Annotated in this window: 17 protein-coding genes; 6 read left to right on the top strand and 11 right to left on the bottom strand. The window is 55.8% G+C overall.

From position 1 onward, the window contains the following. Nucleotides 1-11: 11 nt before the first annotated feature. The gene (locus FHS27_RS01325; RefSeq protein ID WP_184300642.1) at nt 12-2603 is read left to right on the top strand and encodes a hypothetical protein; all 2592 of its coding nucleotides are present in this window, start codon (nt 12-14) and stop codon (nt 2601-2603) included. A 162-nt stretch (nt 2604-2765) separates the two neighbouring features. On the opposite strand, the gene FHS27_RS01320 is transcribed toward FHS27_RS01325, so the two are convergent. Then, the gene (locus FHS27_RS01320) at nt 2766-6134 is read right to left on the bottom strand and encodes a UTP--glucose-1-phosphate uridylyltransferase (RefSeq protein ID WP_184300639.1); all 3369 of its coding nucleotides are present in this window, start codon (nt 6132-6134) and stop codon (nt 2766-2768) included. Beyond that, the gene (locus FHS27_RS01315) at nt 6131-7027 is read right to left on the bottom strand and encodes a sugar phosphate nucleotidyltransferase (RefSeq protein ID WP_184300636.1); all 897 of its coding nucleotides are present in this window, start codon (nt 7025-7027) and stop codon (nt 6131-6133) included. The genes FHS27_RS01320 and FHS27_RS01315 overlap by 4 nt, the downstream gene beginning before the upstream one ends. Nucleotides 7028-7214: 187 nt before the next feature. Between FHS27_RS01315 and FHS27_RS01310 the strand changes: the two genes are divergently transcribed. After that, a complete protein-coding gene (locus FHS27_RS01310; RefSeq protein WP_184300633.1) occupies nt 7215-7646 on the top strand; it encodes a GNAT family N-acetyltransferase in 432 nt (143 codons plus the stop codon). On the opposite strand, the gene FHS27_RS01305 is transcribed toward FHS27_RS01310, so the two are convergent. The 4 genes from FHS27_RS01305 to FHS27_RS01290 all read right to left on the bottom strand — a co-directional run bounded on the left by FHS27_RS01305 (nt 7643) and on the right by FHS27_RS01290 (nt 10699). Next, entirely contained in the window at nt 7643-8020 is a 378-nt protein-coding gene (locus tag FHS27_RS01305) for a response regulator (RefSeq protein ID WP_184300631.1), read from the bottom strand. The genes FHS27_RS01310 and FHS27_RS01305 overlap by 4 nt on opposite strands. A 26-nt stretch (nt 8021-8046) precedes the next feature. Beyond that, nucleotides 8047-9261 carry a GAF domain-containing sensor histidine kinase gene (locus FHS27_RS01300; RefSeq protein ID WP_184300628.1) on the bottom strand — a complete coding sequence of 405 codons (1215 nt, stop codon included), beginning with the start codon at nt 9259-9261 and terminating at the stop codon, nt 8047-8049. Nucleotides 9262-9385: 124 nt separating this feature from the next. Continuing rightward, nucleotides 9386-9868 carry a tRNA adenosine(34) deaminase TadA gene (tadA, locus tag FHS27_RS01295; protein ID WP_184301192.1) on the bottom strand — a complete coding sequence of 161 codons (483 nt, stop codon included), beginning with the start codon at nt 9866-9868 and terminating at the stop codon, nt 9386-9388. Nucleotides 9869-9931: 63 nt separating this feature from the next. Then, the gene (locus FHS27_RS01290) at nt 9932-10699 is read right to left on the bottom strand and encodes a hypothetical protein (protein ID WP_184300626.1); all 768 of its coding nucleotides are present in this window, start codon (nt 10697-10699) and stop codon (nt 9932-9934) included. A gap of 97 nt (nt 10700-10796) precedes the next feature. On the opposite strand from FHS27_RS01290, the gene FHS27_RS01285 reads away from it, so the two are divergent. Beyond that, nucleotides 10797-11222 (top strand): VanZ family protein, encoded by a 426-nt coding sequence (locus FHS27_RS01285; protein WP_184300624.1) that lies wholly within the window; start codon nt 10797-10799, stop codon nt 11220-11222. An 89-nt stretch (nt 11223-11311) separates the two neighbouring features. On the opposite strand, the gene FHS27_RS01280 is transcribed toward FHS27_RS01285, so the two are convergent. Continuing rightward, nucleotides 11312-11839 carry a hypothetical protein gene (locus FHS27_RS01280; RefSeq protein ID WP_184300622.1) on the bottom strand — a complete coding sequence of 176 codons (528 nt, stop codon included), beginning with the start codon at nt 11837-11839 and terminating at the stop codon, nt 11312-11314. 162 nt (nt 11840-12001) lie between these two features. On the opposite strand from FHS27_RS01280, the gene FHS27_RS01275 reads away from it, so the two are divergent. From FHS27_RS01275 to FHS27_RS01265, 3 genes are all read left to right on the top strand, one after another. Beyond that, entirely contained in the window at nt 12002-12772 is a 771-nt protein-coding gene (locus FHS27_RS01275) for a rhomboid family intramembrane serine protease (protein ID WP_184300620.1), read from the top strand. 30 nt (nt 12773-12802) lie between these two features. Beyond that, the gene (locus FHS27_RS01270) at nt 12803-13648 is read left to right on the top strand and encodes an inositol monophosphatase family protein (RefSeq protein ID WP_184300618.1); all 846 of its coding nucleotides are present in this window, start codon (nt 12803-12805) and stop codon (nt 13646-13648) included. Between the two features lie 191 nt (nt 13649-13839). Next, nucleotides 13840-14694 (top strand): UbiA family prenyltransferase, encoded by an 855-nt coding sequence (locus tag FHS27_RS01265; protein WP_184300616.1) that lies wholly within the window; start codon nt 13840-13842, stop codon nt 14692-14694. Here FHS27_RS01265 and FHS27_RS01260 read toward each other — a convergent pair. From FHS27_RS01260 to FHS27_RS01245, 4 genes are all read right to left on the bottom strand, one after another. Then, complete coding sequence (locus FHS27_RS01260) at nt 14691-15845, bottom strand: hypothetical protein (RefSeq protein WP_184300614.1); 1155 nt, start codon at nt 15843-15845, stop codon at nt 14691-14693. The genes FHS27_RS01265 and FHS27_RS01260 overlap by 4 nt on opposite strands. A gap of 15 nt (nt 15846-15860) precedes the next feature. Next, a complete protein-coding gene (locus FHS27_RS01255; RefSeq protein WP_184300612.1) occupies nt 15861-19661 on the bottom strand; it encodes a PVC-type heme-binding CxxCH protein in 3801 nt (1266 codons plus the stop codon). A 309-nt stretch (nt 19662-19970) separates the two neighbouring features. Beyond that, complete coding sequence (locus FHS27_RS01250; protein WP_009101307.1) at nt 19971-21230, bottom strand: DUF1559 domain-containing protein; 1260 nt, start codon at nt 21228-21230, stop codon at nt 19971-19973. After that, a complete protein-coding gene (locus tag FHS27_RS01245) occupies nt 21227-21430 on the bottom strand; it encodes a hypothetical protein (RefSeq protein ID WP_009101309.1) in 204 nt (67 codons plus the stop codon). Before FHS27_RS01245 ends, FHS27_RS01250 begins: the two co-directional genes overlap by 4 nt. Between the last annotated feature and the right edge of the window lie 38 nt (nt 21431-21468).

The following is a 21468-nucleotide window of genomic DNA, read 5'->3' as shown; positions in this document are numbered from 1 at the left end:
CGAGAAGACTCATGCGTTTGACACTTCGCACTCTCTTGGCCTACCTCGACGACATGCTCGAGGAGGAGGACACCGAAGTCCTGAAGGCCAAAATCGAAGAGAGTGGTATCGCGACATCGTTGATCGCACGTATCCGCAATTCGGTCGATCGTCGAGAAATCGGCGCGCTTTCGCCCGACGCGATCGGGCCACTCGAAAACGCCAACGTCATGAGCGAGTACCTCGACAGCACGTTGTCACAAGAACAGATCGCCGAAATTGAACGCCTGTGTCTGGAGTCGGACACCTCGTTATCGGAGGCCGCTGCATGTCATCAGATTCTGACCGTCGTTTTAGGGCAACCTGCACGAGTTAGCGAACGATTGAGAAATCGGATCTACGACTTACCGCTGAGCGATGAACTTCGCTTGATGGAACAGCAGACGAAACCCGCCGCTGACGCGCACACGCCTCAATCATCTGCCGCCGCGTACTCATCGGTCGAGATCCCGGACGATTCCAAAGACGAAGAAAACGATCTTGGCGTAAGTGCCTCCGCGACCACATCCGCGTTGCCCGGCGCTCCGGACCGTTCGACTCCCGATTGGTCCTCCGCAGCTGCGACCGCGATTCGCCCTGTCGGCCCTGATGATTCGGGAGTCTCAAACGCCTCGGCAAGAATCCGAAACCAACCCGATCTCGATGATGACACGGGTCGCAGTGAAGCAGAAATCGTTGCCGGCACGACGCGAGCGATGCTCGAACGAACGGACGGCTATGGTGGTGGAATTCGTCCATCGCGGATCACGCCTTGGCTAGTCACGCTCGCATTGACGGGCGTCGTTCTGTATGTCCTCGGACAAATCTTCGCGCCCCTCACCAAACAAAACCTCCGAGAAATCGGCGCCGTCGCGATGGAAGACACCGCCCCCGTTGCCGAACCGGTGATCACTCCCGCCCCCAACTCAATCGACGACACCGCCTCAGAAACGCCACCTGCACCAGTCGACTCAACGACCACGCCGAGCGAAACAGCGGACTCCAAAACAACAACGCCCATACCAGCGGAAAACACACCTCCACCTAAGCCCCCCGCGACGGACACGCCCACCGGCGCCACACCGAGCTCGGACAACTCCGACACCACCTCGGCCGCCGCCGCACCGGACTCGGATCCTGAATCCATGCCTGGTGATGCCAGTGTCGACGCCTCTGGACCGAGTGACGCGTCTTCCACCTCCAACGAAACACCAGACTCTGCACCGGAGTCAGCCGAGATGGGCACCGACGACACTGCCATCGATTCAGGTGAACCGGAATCGGCCGCTACCGTTCCCTCCGAAGACATGCCAAACAGCGATCCTGATGATGCCAGTGAGGTAGTCGAACAACCGGTCGCAACGGACTCGAACACGATCGTCGCTGAACTGTCGCAGCCCAATTCACTCGTGATCGTCCGTGACGGTGACAGTTGGTCACGGCTCATCGTTCCACCCGCGGAGACGGATGAACCAGAAGCCACTAAGCCGAAGAAGCCGACCAATACCTCCACCACTTCAGCGATCAAGGTTGGTCAAACCGTCGTCGCTCCCGCTCTGTTTCGCCCAATCCTGGTCAATCAAACCGGTTTGGAGTGGACACTCGCCGGACCGACACGTTTGAGGCTGGGACAAGACCGCGGAGTCGGATCGGTAACGCATCTGATCGACGGACGCTTATTGCTGGCGTCAACCCAACCGGATGTCACGGCCACATTGCTGGCCGGCCCTCGTCAAATTCAGATCGCAATGCCCGAGGCACAAACGGTTTTGGCAGTCGAACTCACCCACCTGCGCCGACTCGGCACGAATCCGTTGCTTCCGAACAATCGACTGCCCGTCTATCGAGTGATCGCTGTTCAAGGCAAAGCCATGCTGAAGTCCAGCGTGATGGTAGACAACAAGGTTGTTTCGACCGACGAACCCGTTACGCTCGAAACCGGACAACAGATCCAAGGCACCGGCGTACAACCCGCAATGTTGACAACCGTAGACCGCCTCCCTGGATGGATCGACGCGCCCGCGAAACGAGATGTACTCGTCGAATCGGCTCGGGAAGGTTTGATGGAATTCATCAGCAAAGACGAACCGATTGAAAAGTCGCTGCGTGAAGCGATGGCCTTTCGCCGCGTCGAAGTCCCCGCCCTGGCCGCGGAAACTCTATTGTTGCTTGGACGCGCCGACGTCTACTTCGGAGCCGACGGTATCCTTAACCGACCGCGTCAACGGTTGTACTGGGAAGAGCACTTCAACATGCTCCGTCAACAAATCGCCTCGGACGCGCAAACCGCCGAAGCGATTCGAGTTGCGATCGAGCGAGCCGAACTCGCCGACAGTCAGAAACTTTACAAACTGCTAGTCGGATTCTCTCCCGAGGAACTCGAAATGGGTGGAGATGAAAAACTCGTTGAATTTCTCGATTCATCCTCCATGGCTGTGCGAGTGCTAACGATCGAAAACCTGCGAATGATCGTCGGTGATACACTCGGATACCGTGCCGATCAGGAGAACGCCAACTCCCGCCGCAGCGACATCAAGAAATGGGAAACCCGACTCCGTCGCGGAGACATCCGCTACGGCGAGTGAGTTTTCCCACATCGAGCATTTCAAACGACGACGTCGGTTTGCGAACGCAGCTACGTGCGCCAAAGGGTGGACACCGTCTGGCGACGGCAACTACGACAAAAATGGAAATGCTCGAGCCATCGCCACGCCAGCACGATCAGGATCGATCCGCCGACTGAGCAGCTACCGCCAATCACATAGTGAATCGACGTAGTCCGAACCGCCGTCGCGGTTCCACGCATCGAGTTGAGAAGGTTCTTTCAACTGCTGCCCTCGTCGCATTGGCGTGACAATGAACCGGCTATCGACATCTGACAACGTCGTCATATCGCCCCACAGTTTTTCGAACTGCGCGACCGGGAACACGTCTTCTTGAGCATGCCCCCAACGTTTCTTCACCTCTTTCAACGTGATGTAGGTCGGCAACCTCGCCGCCATTTCTCGAACCGCCTTATCGACCGTCACGGCGTCGTCGAGCGATTTCCGGTCCAACCCGAACGCCCCCAACAAGGCATCAATATCGATCCACGTCGTCATCGAATTATAGAACCGCAATCCGAATTCGATACGATCGTCCGGCATCGCCAGTCCTTCGACCAAGCGAGGCCGCCCCGACACCAACGCCAATCCGCCTCCACGATCCTCTAGCCGCCGCGGGATCACCTCATAACTCAACGTTGCACCGGAGTCGATGTGCAACCCCAAGAGTCCAGGATCCACGTTCGCCCCCAATGTATCGATGTTATGCAGCATCAGATACTTCAGCGCGGGTTGTTCACGAATTAACCGTGATAACACTCCACCACGAAACAGATTGGGAACTTCATACCAATGCCCAACCGGATGAACACATTGGGCAGGCACGTTGTCGGTATAGTCACTGCCTTCTCCCATCGAACGAGCCCAATTGGCGATCGCCGATCGCGCACTCTCTCGCATCTTCTGTTGTTGTTGATCGAGCACTTGCTGTGGTGTCTCCTCCCACAAGAATTGCAAATCACGCACCATCGGCACCATTCGCAATCCGACACTTCGTCCACTCGAGATGTGCAGCGGACCATCGTGACCGTAGTTCTCATTTTCCTTGAGAGCCGTCCGAATAGCCCCATCCGTCATCCAACTCGTGGTGACGACGTGCGGAATCACCCCGCCATACCGACGCGATGTCGCCCGGTTCTTTGCCAAATGGATTTCGAGAAAGCTGCGGTGACGTCCCGCGAAGCGATGAAACGGATGCAACGCTTTGCAAACGCCCGCACCCTGTGTCCAACGACTCCCAACCCCCGCAGCCAGCGTCACGACCCCGACTTGCCCTGCGGCGATTGCCTCGGCCCCCATCCGCACCATCTTTTCGTCGATTCCCTCTCGAGTATCAGTAACGTGTCGCGATTCGACGTCGGCGATCTTCAAATCACGAGCCAAGCGATTCGCCGCCAAACCGAAACGGCCTGATCGCATGCTTTCACGAATCTGTTCATGCTGGCTACGATCGAATCCGTTGCGATGCAGAATTTCTTTCAATGACGAGTCTTCTACCGGTTCATTCTCCGATCCAGAATCGCTCCCGACATTGACTTTCGCGGTAGGCAACACGCTCCGCAGCAACTCCGACGCATCGAGCCCCGAGGATCCCGATTCCGAACAGCGTGACGAGATCCGTGAGAGTTCCCCACGGGTTTGTGGCGAAAGATCTCGCAGGGGAGTGCGAAGCCACTGCGGCAACATCAGGGCGTAGTACTTCTGTGGCAGTCCCGCATTTTCATCTCGCAGTAGTTCCGCCGAAGTTCCGTTGTCGTTGATCGCGAAGTCATAGACGACCGGGTCCATCGCGAACGGCAATGCGGTCTCGAGCGACCGTTTCACACGCACCAACTCAACGCTCAGCCAATCCTGAGCGGCCTGTTTGACCGCGGGGTCAAAGATGAATCCCATACCGCCGCCCGACATCCCACCGAGCATCCAGAAACCCCAGAACTGCTTACCAAATTGACTGCGACAACTCTCAATCATCGTGTCGGTGAAACGATTGGTTGCCCATGGGATAATGGTTTGCAAAGGGCCTTCGAAATTACGGGTGGTAAGTTCTCCGAGGCGCGCGATATCGCCATCACAAAGTGCCTCAACCACGTCGTCATAAATCTTCATCGCCTCTTTTCGCGCCGTCCATTGTGCGTCGCCACGAACGAGGTAATGCTCGGTAACCATTTCCAAAATCGGCCCGACGTTCTGCGCCATTCCGCCGTGAACGAGAACGAGCGAATCCTGCAATTTCTTGCGTGCCTCGTCACTGACCCGATCCTGTTCCAGAACAGTGTGATTAGGCATCAAACGTCCGCGACTGACGCCAAATTCCGGATCATCCGGTCCCGCCTCTTGACCACAAATCAGCTTGATTCCAGGCCAAACGCCGCCGGAGTCCTGCCACCCACCACCGCTGCCGCCGATCCACTCGCCGAGAATCGCACGCGCGGCCACGAGTCGTCGATCCGACTCTGTAAGCGGGCCTTCGAGCGTTCGAATTTGGCCGGTCGCCCGCATCAAATTGCTGATCAACGACCCGAGCAAATTGGTCGAAACGGCTAATCGAGAGCCTTTCGGAATGTCATTAATCTTACTGACGAGCTCTAGCCCACGACCGCGACCGACGACCCGTTCGAGCAACGAGGCCATCGATGAACCACAACCTTCGAGGCCTGGTGGCACAACTCCCGAGGCGATGACCGCGGCCTTGAGCAACCCCAAATAGTCGCGTGCAAAGTCAAACATCTCCGCGACAGTGGTCACCTCCGTCGACGCCCCCAGATCAACACTGACGAGGCGGAAGACGGGGCGATCGATGACTCGCAAATACGTTTCAATGGGTGGACGAACGCAGTCGTCACGTCCGCGCACACCGAGGTCCACCGAAACATTAACCACGCGGGCACCTTGCGGAAAATCCATTCCGAGGAAAAAGATATCGCTCCATGCGCTGTGCGAGACGTCCATCCGTACCGCCGTCGTCTCACGCAGCACCGGCTGAACCCCATCGACGTTGCCGAGTACATCGAGTTCACGACGCAGACGCAACGGATGCTCGGCGACATGCCCCAGCCGAAACATCCACTGGTTTCCTCGCACCGTGCGGACGCTGTGACGAACCTGATCGGCGAGCGTTTGAAAACCGAGTTCGTGGTAAGCCTGCGCCAGCGCACTGGCCAGCGCATCGGAAGGACCTTGTTGCGATTGAGCTTTCAAAAACGCATCGATCGCTTCTTGGAAACGGCGACCGAGTAAGTGTTCGTACCCGTCGAAGGGAATGCTCCCCGTCCCCAGCCCATCAAACCGTGCGGGCACGTGATACCGATACAAGGACGAGAGAAAAAACAGAGCGCGAACGCGACGATACAAATTGTCTTCGTCACGACGAAAGCGATCGAGCGCCGCGGCATGCTCCATTAAACGTTCGAGTGATTGATCCTCGCACAACGATTCGAGAGATCGATCACGAACGTCACCGTCCTCAGCCAAGATTGTGTCGATGAACGGGTCGGTTTGCATCGCAATCGTCATCGGTCTACTCCTTCGGAGGACGTTGATTGTTCGGCGGTGGCGATGGGATTCCCTTCGGCCCGTTTGGCGAGCAGTTCAACCAATTCGGTCAGCAGATAGTCGCGATCACGCCCCGACAATCCGATTGCTAGCTGAGCGATCAAGACACCGTATTGATACCCAATGTTGTATCGTTCGCCGTGGAGTTGATAGGCGAGATACTTACCCCGAGAGACCAACTTCGCCGCCGCGTCCGACAACGAAGGCCGTTCATGGCTCGGATCGTTCATGACTTCATGCAGGCATTCGATCACCGCAGGCGTCAATACATGCATCCCGAAGTAACCGAGGTAATGACCGCTGCGGAGTCCGGGCGTGATTAGCTCTTGCTCGGCCAACGTCGGCGTCGGCTTTTCGACCACACTGCGAACGTCATAAAGCCCTTCGTGGCGTGGAATACTGTTCCCGCCGACGATCCCAAAATAGGGCAATCGGTGCTCCCGAGTCGACTGCACGGCCGAGACCGAACACTCGTGTTGACACGCCATCGCGACGAGCTGTGAGGCACAACTGGTCTGCGATGCCGACAGATACAAGTGATCCCCTACCAGATGCAAGAACGGGTCATCGCCGCAGAACGACTCTGCTCGCAACAACGCGTCGGCGTAACCACGTGGATGATCTTGATGCAAGAAACGCAACGCACCGATGCTGCTGCCGGCGGCTTGTCGATAGTTCTCTTCATCACCCGGCTGGATGACGACTCCGATTTCCTCGACGCCCGCGGACAGCGTCTCTTCCACGATGAGCTGCAACGCCGTTTTTTCTTCGCCGTTGCGATCAACCAACCGTTGCAGTGGGAGAGTGTTTTGATTCGGCGCCGCAGCAGTGATGACCGCCTTGAGGACTTGCATGGATCAATATCTTCAGGGTGAAAAAGGGTGTTTTTTGTTCACATCGGGAGGTGATCTGACACAGGATAGTTCCCTCCCCAAAAAAGACCACCGAGCGTGTTTCGCCCGTGGAGTCGACGCGACCAGACTGTGGTACATTACGAAGTAATTTGACGGAGGGAAAACGACTTTCAGGCGAAATACCCCTATGAAAATCATCGAAATTGAATGGTGTTCTCCGGAATACCAATCGGAACTTGAACTCCGACACGAGGTGCTTCGCGGGCCTCTGGGACTTAAGTTAACGCCCGAAGAACTTGATGGTGAGCACGCCCAAATGCACTTCGGCGTTCTTGAGAACGATGAACTCGTCGCGACGCTCGTCGCACAACCACAATCGTCCGGCGTCGTGCAGTTTCGCCAGATGGCCGTCCGAACTGATCAACAACGATCGGGCAAGGGCACCGAATTGATCAAACACTGCGAAGAAAAGATTCGCGAACAAGGTTTCTCCGAGGTTCAACTCGACGCGCGTCAGACCTGCGTGCCATTCTACGAGAAACTGGGTTACCAACCCGTCGGTGACATTTTCGAGCGAATCACGCTCAAACATCAAAAGATGGTTAAGAAACTGAGTTAGACGCTACGTAAGTCATCAATAATTTGCTGCAATTGATCATTCGAAATCGGCTTAGTTACAAAGTCACGCACGAATGAAAACGCAGTCGCCGCTTCTTTATCGTCGGGATGAATCGACGTCGTCGCGATGATCACATTCATCTTCGTGGTCGTGTCCGCTCCCAATGCGTCAATCTGTTGCAAGAATTCCAAACCGGACATCCGCGGAATTCGCATGTCGAGAAAGATCAAATCGGGCCGACTCTCAGGATGCGCCGTCAACTGTTCCAGCGCTTCGTCCGCATAGGAATAATACACCGCCGATTCGACTTCGTCCGACCGATCACACATTCGCTGATACAAGGTTTGATCAACGGGATCGTCATCAATGAACATGATCCGGATTTTGTCCGCCGGCAATATCAATTCCCTGTACCTCGCAACCGTTTGATGACCTCGGTGCCTTGTCCGGGCGCCGCCTGGATTTCGATCTCGCCACCGTGAATATCCACGATACGTTTGCAGATCGCCAAACCCAAACCCGATCCTTCGTAGTCGACTCGAGAGTGCAACCGCTCGAACATTTTAAAAACGTTCTCGCGTGATTCGACAGGAATTCCGATCCCGTTGTCGATCACTCTCACTTCAACATAACCGTCTGTCATCGCAGATTCCACTCGGACGCTCGGCCGGCCGTCCTTGCGTCGATATTTGATTGCATTCTCGAACAAATTTTGAAACAGTGACGTCAGCAGCGGTTCGATGCCTTCGATATGCGGAAGTGAACCAACGGCCACTTCCGCTCGGCATTCGTGAATGGGCTCTTTCAGACTCACTAAAGCGCCGAACACAACCCGTTCCAGGTCCACCGTCTCGAGCGGATACTTCGCTCCCGCGAGGCAGTGAAATTCAGAGAGACCGCCGATTTGCGATTGCATGCGGTTCACCAAATTCAGGCTGAGACTCAACAATTGAATCTCGGCGTCTTCACCGGCACCAGAGCATTCCGAACGCAATTCCTCGAGCAACGTTTTGAGAGACACGACCGGTGCTTTCAGGTCATGCGACAATGCATAGGTAAACGCCTTTTGTTCCTCATGCAATTCCGCAGCGGTTTGAAACGCCGCTCGCAACAGGATCGCCTCGGAAACACACTCAGCGATCGAACTCATGACTCGAACGTCGGTTTCGGACCATACTCGTGGTCGCACATCGATAGCGCAGAGTGCACCAATGCAAATTCGCTCAGGTGAATAAATTGGTAACCCGAGGTACGCCATCACGCCGAGATCGCGGACGGCTAAATTGTCGCTTACTAACTCATCTTCCAACGCGTTGTTGATCAACAGCATCTCGTCACACCGCGTCACATGCTGGCAAAACGAGTGCGACAAGGGGGTCTGCCGCGTGGTCGCCCAAGGTTCCGGTAATCCTTGCTGGCTCTTGAAATACTGACGATCGTTCTGTTTTTCGACGATCGAAACCAGGGCCACCGGGACGCCTATCACTTCCTGAACCAAACGCGTCAGGTTGTCAAAATCTTTCTCCGGCGGGCTATCAACCAATCTCAGCGAAGCCAGACTAGAGCAACGCAGCGGCAGATTCGATTGCGGTGATTCAAAAGCCGTTGCTGCCATGGGTCGATCAATTTGCAAGAATTCTATGGACAGGCGCGAGTCATGAATTCCCTATCGGCAGATTGAAGCTACCACGCTACGAAAAAACCTATGGAGTGTTTTCGGCTTCGCACACCACCCAACATTACTTTTTCCCCATAGCCCGTTTAGATGCGAAAAATTCAGTCAACATCCTGCCACAACGGTCCGCCATCACGCCCGTCGTCACTTCACATTGATGATTCAGCCGTGTGTCCTTGAGCACTTGATACATACTGACAACGGCACCGGCCTTGGGATCAACGGCGCCGAAAACGACACGAGGGACTCGGGCCTGCAGAATCGCACCAGCACACATGAGACAGGGTTCCAATGTCACGTAGAGTGTCGCCTGCTCAAGTCGCCAATCTTCGATCGCGGCAGCGGCCTGCGTGATCGCAATCATTTCGGCATGAGCAGTCGGGTCGTGCAGCGCCTCGCGTTGGTTTGCCGCTCCGGCAATCATCTTGCCCTCGCGAACAATCACCGCACCGACGGGCACTTCATCATCGATCGCTGCAGCCTGTGCGAGTTCGATCGCGCGCCCCATCCAGTGCATGTCGAAATCAATTAAATCTTGATCGAACATGCCTTCGCCGTCGGCCGAGTCGGAACCGTGTTGCGCACCGCTAATGAAATCAAAATTCGACATTTAGTTCGCCTGCTCCGTTTTCGACTCAACTTTAACAGCGGCGGGATCGGTGGAGCCCGACTCGACGTTTAGTTTCCGCATCTCAATCTTTCTCAGTTCGCTGTGGGTCATGAAGTTCGCGATGCCCAACGGCAAACAGGGATCCATTTCGATCCGAATGCTCAGCTCGTGTTCACCACGTGGAACGACAGCGTATTCGACATCGTCGAGCCAGCATGTCACGGCCATTTCATCGACGCGGACACGAATTTTGTACCAACGGTTTGTTTCAAACTCTTTGTACTGCGTGGTCTCGTTGCTGGAGGCATCGTTGCCATCAATGCTGCTGATCCCGACCATGCCTCCGCCCCAACCACCGAGCACGAAGGAGCAGTGTTCGTCCGCCACCGGAAACGTCACGGCGGCGAAAAAATCGAACCCTTCGACTCGCCGCGCTTCCAAACGAATCTCATAGTTCTCTTTCGGAAAATCTCCTTCCCAGAGAATCCCTGTGATGGGATCACCGGCGAGCATTTCAATCAGTTCGTCCCCGGACTCCGTTTTTTTAATGGAGACCGGTCCGTCGCCACCAAAAGACGCCGGTTTCCACTGACCTCGCATCGGCGTGAAACGAGCCGATACTTCGCGGTTTTCGGCTTTGACCACCGTCCCAGATGAAGAATCCGTGTCGGCACCTTGGCAAAACGCCAAATCAGCGGAGACTACGCAAACTGCCACAGCCAGCCATCCCCTCGCGAGAGCGGCAAACAGGTGTGGGGGGCGAACCATTGATTTTTGCTTGTTCGCCGAAATGGATTGATTGGGGCGATTGAAATTCACGATACAGACCTCGGTGTGAGTCAACGTTTTCAAGAGAGCATGATAGATGCAACCTGTTTCGGGAATTCGACTGTTCGGGGTTCGGCTGGGAATTTTGTCGCTGGCGGTGTATTGGTGCATCATCTTCACCGGCACACATCTTCCCAAGATTCCCGCTGCGGTTCCACGCATGAACGACAAAGTGATGCATTTCACGGCGTTTTTCTTGCTGGCGACGCTACTGTGCTATTGCACCAATTCGTCGCGTCTCTGGCGGCGGTTCGGCTGGATCGCGTTGACCTGCATCGTCTACGCGGTACTGGACGAACTGACCCAATCGCTGGTCCGAGGCCGCAGTCCCGACGTGCAAGACTTTCTTGCCGACTCGGCGGGGACACTGCTCGCGGTGGGGCTGTACTTCGTCGCCCGCGTTCAATGGGGCCGACGTCGAAACGCGAACTGCAACGAGCGCACGTCGGCGATTTTGGGCTGACGGGGATTTTGAGCTAACGAGAATCTTTGGTTAACAACGATTTCAAGCTACCGGGATTTCAGGCTACCTAGATTTAAGGCTACTGGGCGTTACGCCGTGCACCGTGTGCGCATGACCTTCGCCCTCGCCGCAGCGTCATGAAAAGGCTTGGCGTTGACGTCCTCACTGAGCTTTTCCAAACGAGCCAGAACGGACACCGCAGACGCAGCATCAGGCCCGATTCGCCCCAACATCGTCGCGGTCCAATAGAGCTGATCGGCGAGCAGTGAAATCGCCAAATCGTCCTCCGGTTTCTTTGCCGGCTCTGCGGGCTTTTCGGCGCCCGGCCAAACAAACGGTTTCTTTGTCACCGCGGCTTGCTGATCGAGCAGCCCCGCGAGCCACTGCGTCAATTCCTCCGTTTCGACCGCGTCAGGTCTTGCCGCCGATTCCAACGCTTCGGCCGCCCAAACTCGAATTTCGGATTCCTTGTGAGCGAGCAGTTCGAGGCACCTTCGGGCAATCCCCCGGACATCCTCCTGCGAAGCGAGATCCTGGAGAATCGGCAGCAATTGGTTCGTTCCGGTGGCCTCGTCGAGCTGTCGGGTCCATTCGTTTTCGGGATTCGGTTCAGACATGGCGGTTGCTCAGTTGCCTTCGTGACGGTTAGGAACGGGCGTTCGTAAACTTCCTATGATCGGATAGACTACCGTCTCCGACGCGATAATCGAAGTCGCCAGGGACTCGCCCCGGGCAACACCGCGTCGCGGCACTTCTTGGATCGCTAACGACAAACCAGCATGATTCCGCTTCGCGACGATATTCCTAGCCGCCGCACACCGGTCGTCAATTACATCGTGATCGCGTTGTGCTCACTCGCGTTCATGGCCCAACAAACCGCACCGGATCATGGTGAAGGCATCATCTCCGCATTCGCGATGGTGCCATTACGATTGAGCGATCCGGATGCTGTCCCGGTCATCGAAACACAACGCCAGGTACAAACGCCACGAGGCATCGAGGTTGTCAACGTTCGCCAAGAACTCGGCCCCTCACCGGTGCCTCCGTGGGTAACGCTGATCACGTGTATGTTCTTACACGGAGGCTGGATGCACTTCATTGGCAATATGTGGTTTCTGTATATATTTGGCGATAACGTGGAAGACCGCATCGGGCACGTCGGATTCGCAGCCTTGTATCTCGGCACGGGGATCCTTGCCGGGCTATCGCACTACATCACACAGTCATCGAGTCCCGTTCCCACGATCGGGGCCAGTGGTGCGATTGCGGGAGTCATGGGCGCCTACGCGTTTTTGTATCCACATGCACGCGTGCTGACGATATTGCCTTTGATCATTATCTTTACGACGATCGTCGTACCAGCCCCGGTCTTTTTGGGAATCTGGTTTGCGATGCAAGTTTTCAGTGGCCTCGGCTCACTCACCAACGGCGCGGTCGATGGAGTCGCATGGTGGGCACATGCGGGCGGGTTTGCCGCCGGAATGCTGCTTGCGATCGCAGTCAACCGGTACCACATCGGCAACGAACCGGTGCTCGAGCGACGTTTCTAACATCAACTCTCCTTAGTTAATTTTCGTTCCATGCAGTCTCAACAACAATTGTTCAACGAATGGCGTACCCATCACGACGGACGCCTCACCGCAATGATCGAAGTGGGGCTCGCCGCAGGAGCGAAAACCCTCGAACATTTTCAAAACCGGTCACTCGAAGTCATTCGCAAGGGCGATGACTCGCCGGTAACGATTGCCGATCGTGAAGCCGAGTTGCTGACTCGGAAACTGCTCGCCGAGCGATTCCCCAGTGACACGATCGCCGGAGAAGAATTCGCCGAACAAACCGGCGAAAACGAATACCGCTGGACCGTCGATCCGATCGACGGGACAAAGTCCTTCATTTGCGGCGTTCCGCTCTATTCCACTCTCTTGGCAATCGAACACAACGGCCAACCGCTCGGCGGAATGATTCTGATTCCCGCACTCGGACAAGCCATTGTCGGCGCGATCGGACACGGTGCCTACTACGCGGACGGACTGTTGTCTCCAACGGCCGGCTCCAGTGACAAAATCGAATGGACGCCCGCCAAGGTTTCACAACGCGACAAACTCTCCGACGCGGTCTTTGTCACCAGCGAGGTCGGATCGTTCGCCAAACGCGGTGACGCCGAGGCGTACAAGAAGCTCGAAAACGCTTGCTTCCTCGCCCGCACATGGGGCGATGGCTACGGGTACATGATGGTGGCAACCGGACGCGCCGATGTGATGGTTGACCCCATTTGCAACGCATGGGATGTCGCCGCGATTCTGCCGATCTTGTTGGAGTCGGGCGGTCAATTTACAGACTGGAAAGGGACACAAACGGTTCGAGGTGGCGACGGCGTTGGCACCAACGAACGACTGCATCAATCGGTCATCGACCTGCTAGCATGACCCCGTCGGGATCGCAAAGCCATGAATACCCACGAAGCCGAGTCGGTAGCCAAGCCGCGCAAGTGGCAAAGCCGCCTAGAGCATCATGCCAGCAAAAAATCGCCCCTGAGGCTCGTCCGCCGGTTGCCCTCGGCTCCCTGAAACGTTGCTCGAATCTGCTGCACCGCCCCCAAACCCCACGGGCAACTCCTTTGGACCTGCTTTCAATCATCAAAGTCGCACGTCCTGGTTTTTGGCCGACACAATTGTGGTTTTTCGTCCTGCCGTTCGCGGGCCGAAATTTGTTCGGATCGCCCGCGTTTTGGTTGGGATGCGTTTACGTTTGCTTCCCACTCGGTCTGCTCATTTATGGATGGAACGATCTCGGTGACGCGGTGACCGATGCGGCCAACCCACGCAAAGACTCATGGTTGTTTGGCGCACGTCCAGACGCGGAATTGCGACATCGATTGCCGTGGATCATTGCCGTTTCGCAAATCCCCTTCGCGATCGCATTTGTCTGGATCGGCGGACCGATCTTACTGCTCTGGTTCATAGCGGTAGGATTAGCCAACTACACGTACAACAACCTGAATTTCAAATCGCGTCCTGGATTGGACCTGCTGAACCAGGGCGGCTACCTGTTGGTGCTCGTTTTATCAAGTTGGCTTTGCGGCGTGCCTCAAATCGGACTCGCGGCACTCTTGTTCGGTGCCCTGTTTGCCATGCACAGTCATCTGTTTGGACAATTGATGGATGTCGATGAAGACAAATTGCAAGGGCGACACTCCACCGCTATCCAAATTGGCGTCCGAGGCTCGAAACTCTTGTTGGTCGCGATGCTGGTTCTTGAATCGATCATTGCGGCGACCTCATTTCGCTATCAGTGGGTCGCCTGGTTCTTAGCGGCCGGTGCAGCGTTTTTTCTATTTGATGCACTTCTTGGTCCACGACGATACCCGCTTCGTTTCTGCCAATTCTTCTTCATCGGCTGGAACGTGATCGTGATCCTCAGCATGCATTACGTTTGGAAGTACGACGTATTCCTGATTAGCCCCAGCAATTAAGTCGACAATGATCGGTCTGCTTCCCGACGTGCCGAACGACGCCAAATGAAACCGTCGAGGACGTAATGTGTGATTTGTGGAACGGCGAGCAACGGTGCCAACCAAACATTCGTGCTCGCGAATCCTTCTGCCACGGTTCCGCCGGGTTGCTCACTCCTCAACGCCGCCCAACCGAACAACCACTCCTGTTGATGCCACAAACCGCAATCCCACATTAACTCTTCCGCATACGCCAAAAACCAGATCGCGCCCAAGAACAGCGACAACCGACCGGCCGTTGTTTTCCAGCGAGACACCGACGCGACTTCATCGGAAACAGTCAACGATTCCGGGTGAGACGAAACCGTCGGGCGATGCCATCGATACCAGTAGATCAACACCATGTAGGGAACCCCATGAATGATCACGTTGGTGACAGTAAATGCGTAGTCGGAATTAAGTGAGATGATCCCCACGTACCAACAGATTGCGGTCGTTACGACGACCAGATCTTTACCAGGATTCCACTCACCGCGGCGTAAACCTCGATAACCAGACCGCATCGCGTAGGCCGCCAATGCCGTCCAATAGACCGGTTCTAAGACCGTTTCAAAGATCGGCGGCAACGTCAAAAAATCTCCTTCCGCGAACCAGTTAAATTGCCTCGGAAGATTGGTGTGCCAGTAGACGAGCGGATACACCGTGGCGAGATAGATCGCGGAGGCATCGATCCACCATCCGCCGCGATCATGATCACCTTCGCGGGCGCGGTACAACGCGACCCAACCGTATTGTTGGCGGATGAAATGAAACACCGCGAGATAAGCGAGCAAACTCCAAAACACCGCGACGCTTTCACTGTAGATGGCAGCCCCAATCAAGAAGGCCAACGCCGGCGTGAGCCCATAGAGCCACGGACGACGGCGCAGTTCACTCCAATCAAAGTAAACGCGAAATCCCGTCGCGTAGACATGCGCCACGTCAATCAGAAGGATCGCGGCCAACCATGTCCAACGAGGAGAGTCCGCGTGCAACACACCGAGCGCAGCCCCCAACGGCAACATCGCCAACGCGAGAAGCGCGCTGCCGCCAAAGGCAAGGAAGTCCACGGTGGGTGAAAAGAGCACCGGTATCCGTGTGCTCGATAATGCACCTTCATTCGTGGCCTGCATGAAAATCAACCGTCCCTAGGGAGCTCCGTAAACGACTGCTTGGTGAAGATGGAATGTTCCTTCACCTGCCAACCCGATACGAATGTAGCGGGCGCGGGTTCCCTCGGGGAAATCAATCATCCATTCCGATTCAGCCTGCCTCGCAGTCCACACCCTCCTGTACTCTTCATTATCATCGCTCACCCAGACGGTAAGCCCATCGGCACGCGTGTCGAACTGTCCGCCGAGACGATTGCGGATCCACATGTGATCAATCTCCTTCACGTCGGACAACCGGATCGTCACATAGGGACGCGAAACGTCGTGATCGGAATGAAACGCAAAATCCATTTGCGTTCGTGCGATCGGTGAAAGAAACAGGTGTGCCTCGTCGTTCCAATTCGAATCGCGGAAATGGCGTCCCAACATCAACCACGCGTCTTGCGAGATTTCGGTGGTTCCGCCGTAGGTTCGTAAAGGAGGCGCCTCGCGATACTCCGCTCGCACCCATTGTTGCCGACGACTGCTGCCCCTCTGCGTCACACGCCGAACATCTTTTTGCTCACGCAGATAAGTCAACAAATCGAGAAATTCGATTGGTGCGATCGTCTTAATAAGCCCCTCGGGCATCGAACTCGCATTCATCTCTTTTCGCAATTCGATATCGTCTTTCAGCAACGTCTCTTCTTTTCCGTTGGCGATTCCGAGCGTGATACTTTCGTCGTCCTCTTTCAAGATAAAACCGGTGTGGGCGATCCCGTCATAGTCGAGCAGCAACACCGTCTCGTAGCCTTTTGAGATTTCATCGTTAGGCATCAGAATCGAACGAATGATCTTTTCCGCGTCGAAACGCGAACCGATATCAGACAAATTAGGACCAAACGGTTTACCAAGATCGCCGACTTGATGACACGCCGAACACACTTGTTTGAACACGCCTTCACCCCGCTTGTCATCCCCCCCGCCAACTCGGGCGAGTTCACGGATTGCGGCTTCCCGTTTTGCCGGATCGGCATCTCCATCATCGGCAATTTCCAACGGCACAACCGCGGCGGCCCCTGGCCCGGTCATCTTCAGATACCGGCCGAAATAGGCCTTCTGCGATTCCGACGCGGAGGTCAAAAAATCATCGTCCTGAGTCCGTCCCGACCAAATCGGCTCGAACGCGTGAAGCGTATGCTCGAGCGTGTACTCGATCCAATAATCCATCGGAGATTCGGTCACCGACAACGCCGCCACCATCGCATCTTCATTACCGAAGAAACTCAATCCACGAACTGCTTCAAGTCGCACCCGCGGATGAGGATCCGACACCGCCGCAGTCAAGATCTGCTGCGCGTTGCCGATTCGATCTAGTTCATTGGAAACAACATGCACTGCAGCGGCACGAGCATGGAATCCATCGGACCGCATGATGCGTTCGATCAAGCCGGGATCCACGCCCCGAAAACTCTCCTGAATCCACATCGCCTCACACAGTCGCAGTGGATCATCGGTATCGTCGATCCATTCTCGCACCGCGGCAAAAACATCCTCTTTGGATCGTTCTCGGATTTCGCGACGGACTCGGTAGCGTGTTCGCAACTCGGGAACTAGCAGCAGATCGAGCAACTCCGCAACCGTTTGCGTTCCTAAATCGATGACGTCGAGCAACGGTTTCTTCGTGTAAACCATTCGGAAGACGCGCCCGTGGGAATGATCTCGATTCGGATCACGCTGCGAATACTGCATGTGACCGATCAAGGCGTTGCACCAATCACCGAACCAGATCGCGCCATCGGGGCCGATCTTTGGATCGACAGGGCGGAACATCATGTCAGTAGACGACAACAAATCATCGATCCGTTCGCCCGTCATGCCTGCCGTGCCTTCTTCGTCACGCAGGCTAAATCGCGGCATCCCATGCATGTTGATCACACAGGCGTAAATAAACTGCCCCTGCATGGATTCGGGCAGGTGCCGTGACAGCAAGAACTCATTGCCCACCGCCGGACGCATGCCCTCGTTGTCGAAGACGGGTTGCAACGTTTTGCGGGTCTCAACTTCCTTTCCCGAGAGCGGCGACGCCCAGTGTTGTTTCGCGTTGGTGCCATCACCGATCATCGCGTTGCCCCACTCGTCAAACACCAAACACCACGGGTTGCCGTAACCCGGTGTTACGAAGTGGCGAAACTGCATCTTTAACGGGTCGTAAACGTAGGCGCCACCGCGATTCCGATTGCGGAACGCCCCCCATGGAGTTTCCAAGGTGGTTGAAAGAGAAATTCCTTCGAGCATGTACAGCAGACCGCCATGCGAATACTCCCACGCTCCCATCGCGTGGTGCGTGTCGTCGGTCGCAATCCCGTCGACGAGCTGAACCACTTCGTCGGCCCGGTCATCGCCATCGGTGTCCTTGAGGAACAGAATCCGAGGTTCATCAACAACGAGAACACCGCCATCGAAAAACTCAAACCCGGTCGGGCAAATCAGTTTGTCGTAGAAGGTCGTCGACTTATCGGCACGTCCATCGCCATCGGTATCCTCGAGAATCAACAAGCGATCGTCCGGACGTTTGGCGCCCGGTTGCCACTGCGGATAATTCGGCATGCACGATACCCACAGCCGACCCTTGGCATCAAATGCGATCTGGTTAGGGTTGGCGAGTTCAGGAAACTCTCTTTCGGATGCGAACAACTCGACACGAAAGTCCTCGGGAACCTTCATCATTTCAATCGACTCTTCGGGCGTCGGATAGACGAGTTCATCCGGTTCGCGCATCTCGCGAAACCTCTCGTCGCGTGTTCCGAACATGGTCTCAGGGACGACCACGCTGCCGGTATTCGAATCATCCGGTTCATCAGCCACAGGCCGGCCCGCAGCGAGATCCCAGATGTATTGGTCGCGCACATCGACCATCGCTCGAATTTTCCGGTACTCCGTTGGAAACGTTTCGGTGTCCCAAGTGCGACGACCTCCGTAGACATACCAACCGTTGAGCATCCGATAGTCTTGCTGATGCAGCCACGATTTATCGTTCACCCAATGGCGAACCGTTTCGTATCGCGGATCTACCTCGAGAACCGACTGTTCATCACCGAACAACGACTCGTCGAGCGTTTTGGCAAACAACCGATCCCCCGCCTCGTTGAGGTGCACGCCGTTGATCGTGTACTGCAATCCACTGGATTTTGAAAACGGCCCCACGGTCGGCGTGAACAGGTCGACGAATCGGTGTCCGTCTTCTTGGGCGAGTTTTTCGATCGCGTCACGGTAGACCTGCAAACTCGCATTGCGTTGTTTTGCATCCGGGTGAAGCGGATTACCCGACGACTCAAACGCCGTCGGACTCACGAGCACGAATCTCGCGGCATCGCCTTCGGCGGTATAAGTAGAACCGAGTTCCGAAATCCAGGCCCGATAGTTCGCCACAAAAGCATCCACGGTCGCGGGATCGTCTCCGCCAAACGACTCATTGAAACCGTAAAAACAAAGGTAGAGATTCGGCGAATAGACCAGCAGCGGATCGTCAATATTCGTATAGCTGCTCGGTCGCTGGCGAATGTTCACTTCGTCGGCAGGCCATCCGAAATTGCGAAAGCGAACCTTCTCGGCAAGATTTCGCAGGTGAAGTCGCGTCTCAAAATTTCCGAACAGATTCATGCGTTCGGCTAACGAATTACCAACCGCGGCGATCCTCTGGTTTGGTTCAATCGGATAAACAGACGCCGCCGCGTCAGAACGATTTGTCACTGAAGACTCGGAGGCAACGGGCTCGATTGCCAACAAGAAACTGGATGTGCCGAAGGTTGCAAACAACGTCGCAACGACACTGAATCGTGAGATTCGCGTCATCATGGGATGGGGATATCCGAAGGCGGGAAAAGAAGGAGGGGAGAGCAGGTGCGCAGCCTGTCATTTTAGTCCTCGGGGCGCAGTCGGGGTAACTGTACCTCCGAATTTTACCGGCGGTAACACAACCGACTCGGCCCCCGACGTCTTTCGCTCCCTGGCGCGTCTACCAACCAACCGGTTCACGCCCGGTTTCGCTGCCACTGAGTGCAAACCTATCGATTCGAGAGAACCGATTCTCGCACGGATCGATTAAGAGATTCCGCGACCGCCTCGGATCGGGCGATGCAGACACATGTCACGCTGCTCAAGAATTTAGAATTCAGCGTCAATCACTTCTCGCGATGCCCGTGTGCCTAACGCTCCCCAGAGACCGTACGGGCTACGCGATCCCGCGACGGTCGTGCTGTTGGCACCGCCGGACAGCATATCGCAGTACACGCAAGGCACATTCGGATCACCGGCATCGATGGAATCCGTGATGAATTTCACCGCACCATCTCCCATCAAGACATGGACGCCACCGATATGACGACTGCTCGGAGGTGCGACCCCATAGGTATCAGCACCGCCAACCAAACAGATCGTCGAGTTCGGAGAAAGGATCGTGTTGAACTGTGATTGCAGCGTATGAAACGCTGCCCAACGGAAGCCACGTTGCGAAACGGCTGAGTAAGTTGTCACGACGCTCGAGTCCCAAAACGAGGGACGCGAGAAATCAACGAACCCCAGGTCTTCGCATTGGTTCGGATTATCGGCAACCGATTGAGCGGCCGATTTGCTGCCCGACTTTTTCGACGGGGCACTCGTGCCGACGCTACGAATGTCTTCGTCATTGAGTCCCGTCATGATTTCGCCGATTGCGATGGTGTTTGACAACCCATCGGTCAAATCACGGAACCGCATCGACAGTCGCGGAACGAACGCACCACGCATCCCGCACCGCGTGCGTTCCATGGCTTGTTGATCCGAGTTGTAGAGCCATCGTCCGTTAGTGGAGGAACCCGTCCAAACGGTCGCCCCGTTTTCGGCATCATAGAATCCATCGCCTGTACACGCCGCATAATTGGTACGGCCGAGTGCCGGCAACCCGACTCCGGGATCACTCGGACAACGCAGTGTAGGAATCTCTGTCAACCAAGGCGGATACTCGAGCACCAAAGGTCGCGGGCCGAATGCAGGCCACAGGTCGCCATCGGATTCGACCATCGGGTTACTGACTTGCTCCCAGAGAGCCTGTTGTTCGAAGAACGGCAACAGTCCGACGAGGTAAGACAATTCCAACCGGGTGAATCCGGTGCCGTCACTTTTCTCAGCGGCCGATGTTGAACGGCTCGTTTCATTGGTGGGGCCGGTACCATGCATCGGCATTTGGCCGAACGCGGAATGGTAGTTGTGTAACGCCAAACCGAGTTGCTTGACATTGTTGCCACAACTCATCCGACGGGCCGCCTCCCGGGCGGCTTGAACGGCGGGCAAAAGAAGCCCAACTAAAACGCCGATGATCGCGATCACGACCAACAGTTCGACGAGTGTGAATCCCAAACGGTAACGGCGATTGGATGATTGATTCATTGGTCCCGGAGCTCCCTTTCGGCTTCGGAGGCTTCGTCTTCAGCACGAATCTGAGCGGCGACCTCCTCGTAACTGTATTCGTCGGTCTCGCCCACAACTCCTCCCTGACGGCCGCACCCAGAACCTGACAACATCAGCGGCAGAGCGAATGAAATCAGCGTAAACGCAAACAAGGCTCGTTCGGACAGTAACTTATTCACTTCAATTCCCGGGATAGCGAGGAAGTAGCTGAACTGTT

It is taken from the genome of Aporhodopirellula rubra (assembly GCF_014192335.1).
Classification (GTDB): domain Bacteria; phylum Planctomycetota; class Planctomycetia; order Pirellulales; family Pirellulaceae; genus Rhodopirellula; species Rhodopirellula rubra.
Note: the sequence above shows the minus strand (reverse complement) of the source record. Positions and strands in the feature narration are given on the sequence as shown.

What these genes read in the sequence shown, in the direction of transcription:
- FHS27_RS01325 (WP_184300642.1), top strand. Translation starts at nt 12, where the DNA reads ATGCGTTTGACACTTCGCACTCTCTTGGCCTACCTCGACGACATGCTC.
- FHS27_RS01320 (WP_184300639.1), bottom strand. Translation starts at nt 6,134, where the DNA reads ATGACGATTGCGATGCAAACCGACCCGTTCATCGACACAATCTTGGCT.
- FHS27_RS01315 (WP_184300636.1), bottom strand. Translation starts at nt 7,027, where the DNA reads ATGCAAGTCCTCAAGGCGGTCATCACTGCTGCGGCGCCGAATCAAAAC.
- FHS27_RS01310 (WP_184300633.1), top strand. Translation starts at nt 7,215, where the DNA reads ATGAAAATCATCGAAATTGAATGGTGTTCTCCGGAATACCAATCGGAA.
- FHS27_RS01305 (WP_184300631.1), bottom strand. Translation starts at nt 8,020, where the DNA reads ATGTTCATTGATGACGATCCCGTTGATCAAACCTTGTATCAGCGAATG.
- FHS27_RS01300 (WP_184300628.1), bottom strand. Translation starts at nt 9,261, where the DNA reads ATGGCAGCAACGGCTTTTGAATCACCGCAATCGAATCTGCCGCTGCGT.
- tadA (WP_184301192.1), bottom strand. Translation starts at nt 9,868, where the DNA reads ATGTTCGATCAAGATTTAATTGATTTCGACATGCACTGGATGGGGCGC.
- FHS27_RS01290 (WP_184300626.1), bottom strand. Translation starts at nt 10,699, where the DNA reads ATGGTTCGCCCCCCACACCTGTTTGCCGCTCTCGCGAGGGGATGGCTG.
- FHS27_RS01285 (WP_184300624.1), top strand. Translation starts at nt 10,797, where the DNA reads ATGCAACCTGTTTCGGGAATTCGACTGTTCGGGGTTCGGCTGGGAATT.
- FHS27_RS01280 (WP_184300622.1), bottom strand. Translation starts at nt 11,839, where the DNA reads ATGTCTGAACCGAATCCCGAAAACGAATGGACCCGACAGCTCGACGAG.
- FHS27_RS01275 (WP_184300620.1), top strand. Translation starts at nt 12,002, where the DNA reads ATGATTCCGCTTCGCGACGATATTCCTAGCCGCCGCACACCGGTCGTC.
- FHS27_RS01270 (WP_184300618.1), top strand. Translation starts at nt 12,803, where the DNA reads ATGCAGTCTCAACAACAATTGTTCAACGAATGGCGTACCCATCACGAC.
- FHS27_RS01260 (WP_184300614.1), bottom strand. Translation starts at nt 15,845, where the DNA reads ATGCAGGCCACGAATGAAGGTGCATTATCGAGCACACGGATACCGGTG.
- FHS27_RS01255 (WP_184300612.1), bottom strand. Translation starts at nt 19,661, where the DNA reads ATGATGACGCGAATCTCACGATTCAGTGTCGTTGCGACGTTGTTTGCA.
- FHS27_RS01250 (WP_009101307.1), bottom strand. Translation starts at nt 21,230, where the DNA reads ATGAATCAATCATCCAATCGCCGTTACCGTTTGGGATTCACACTCGTC.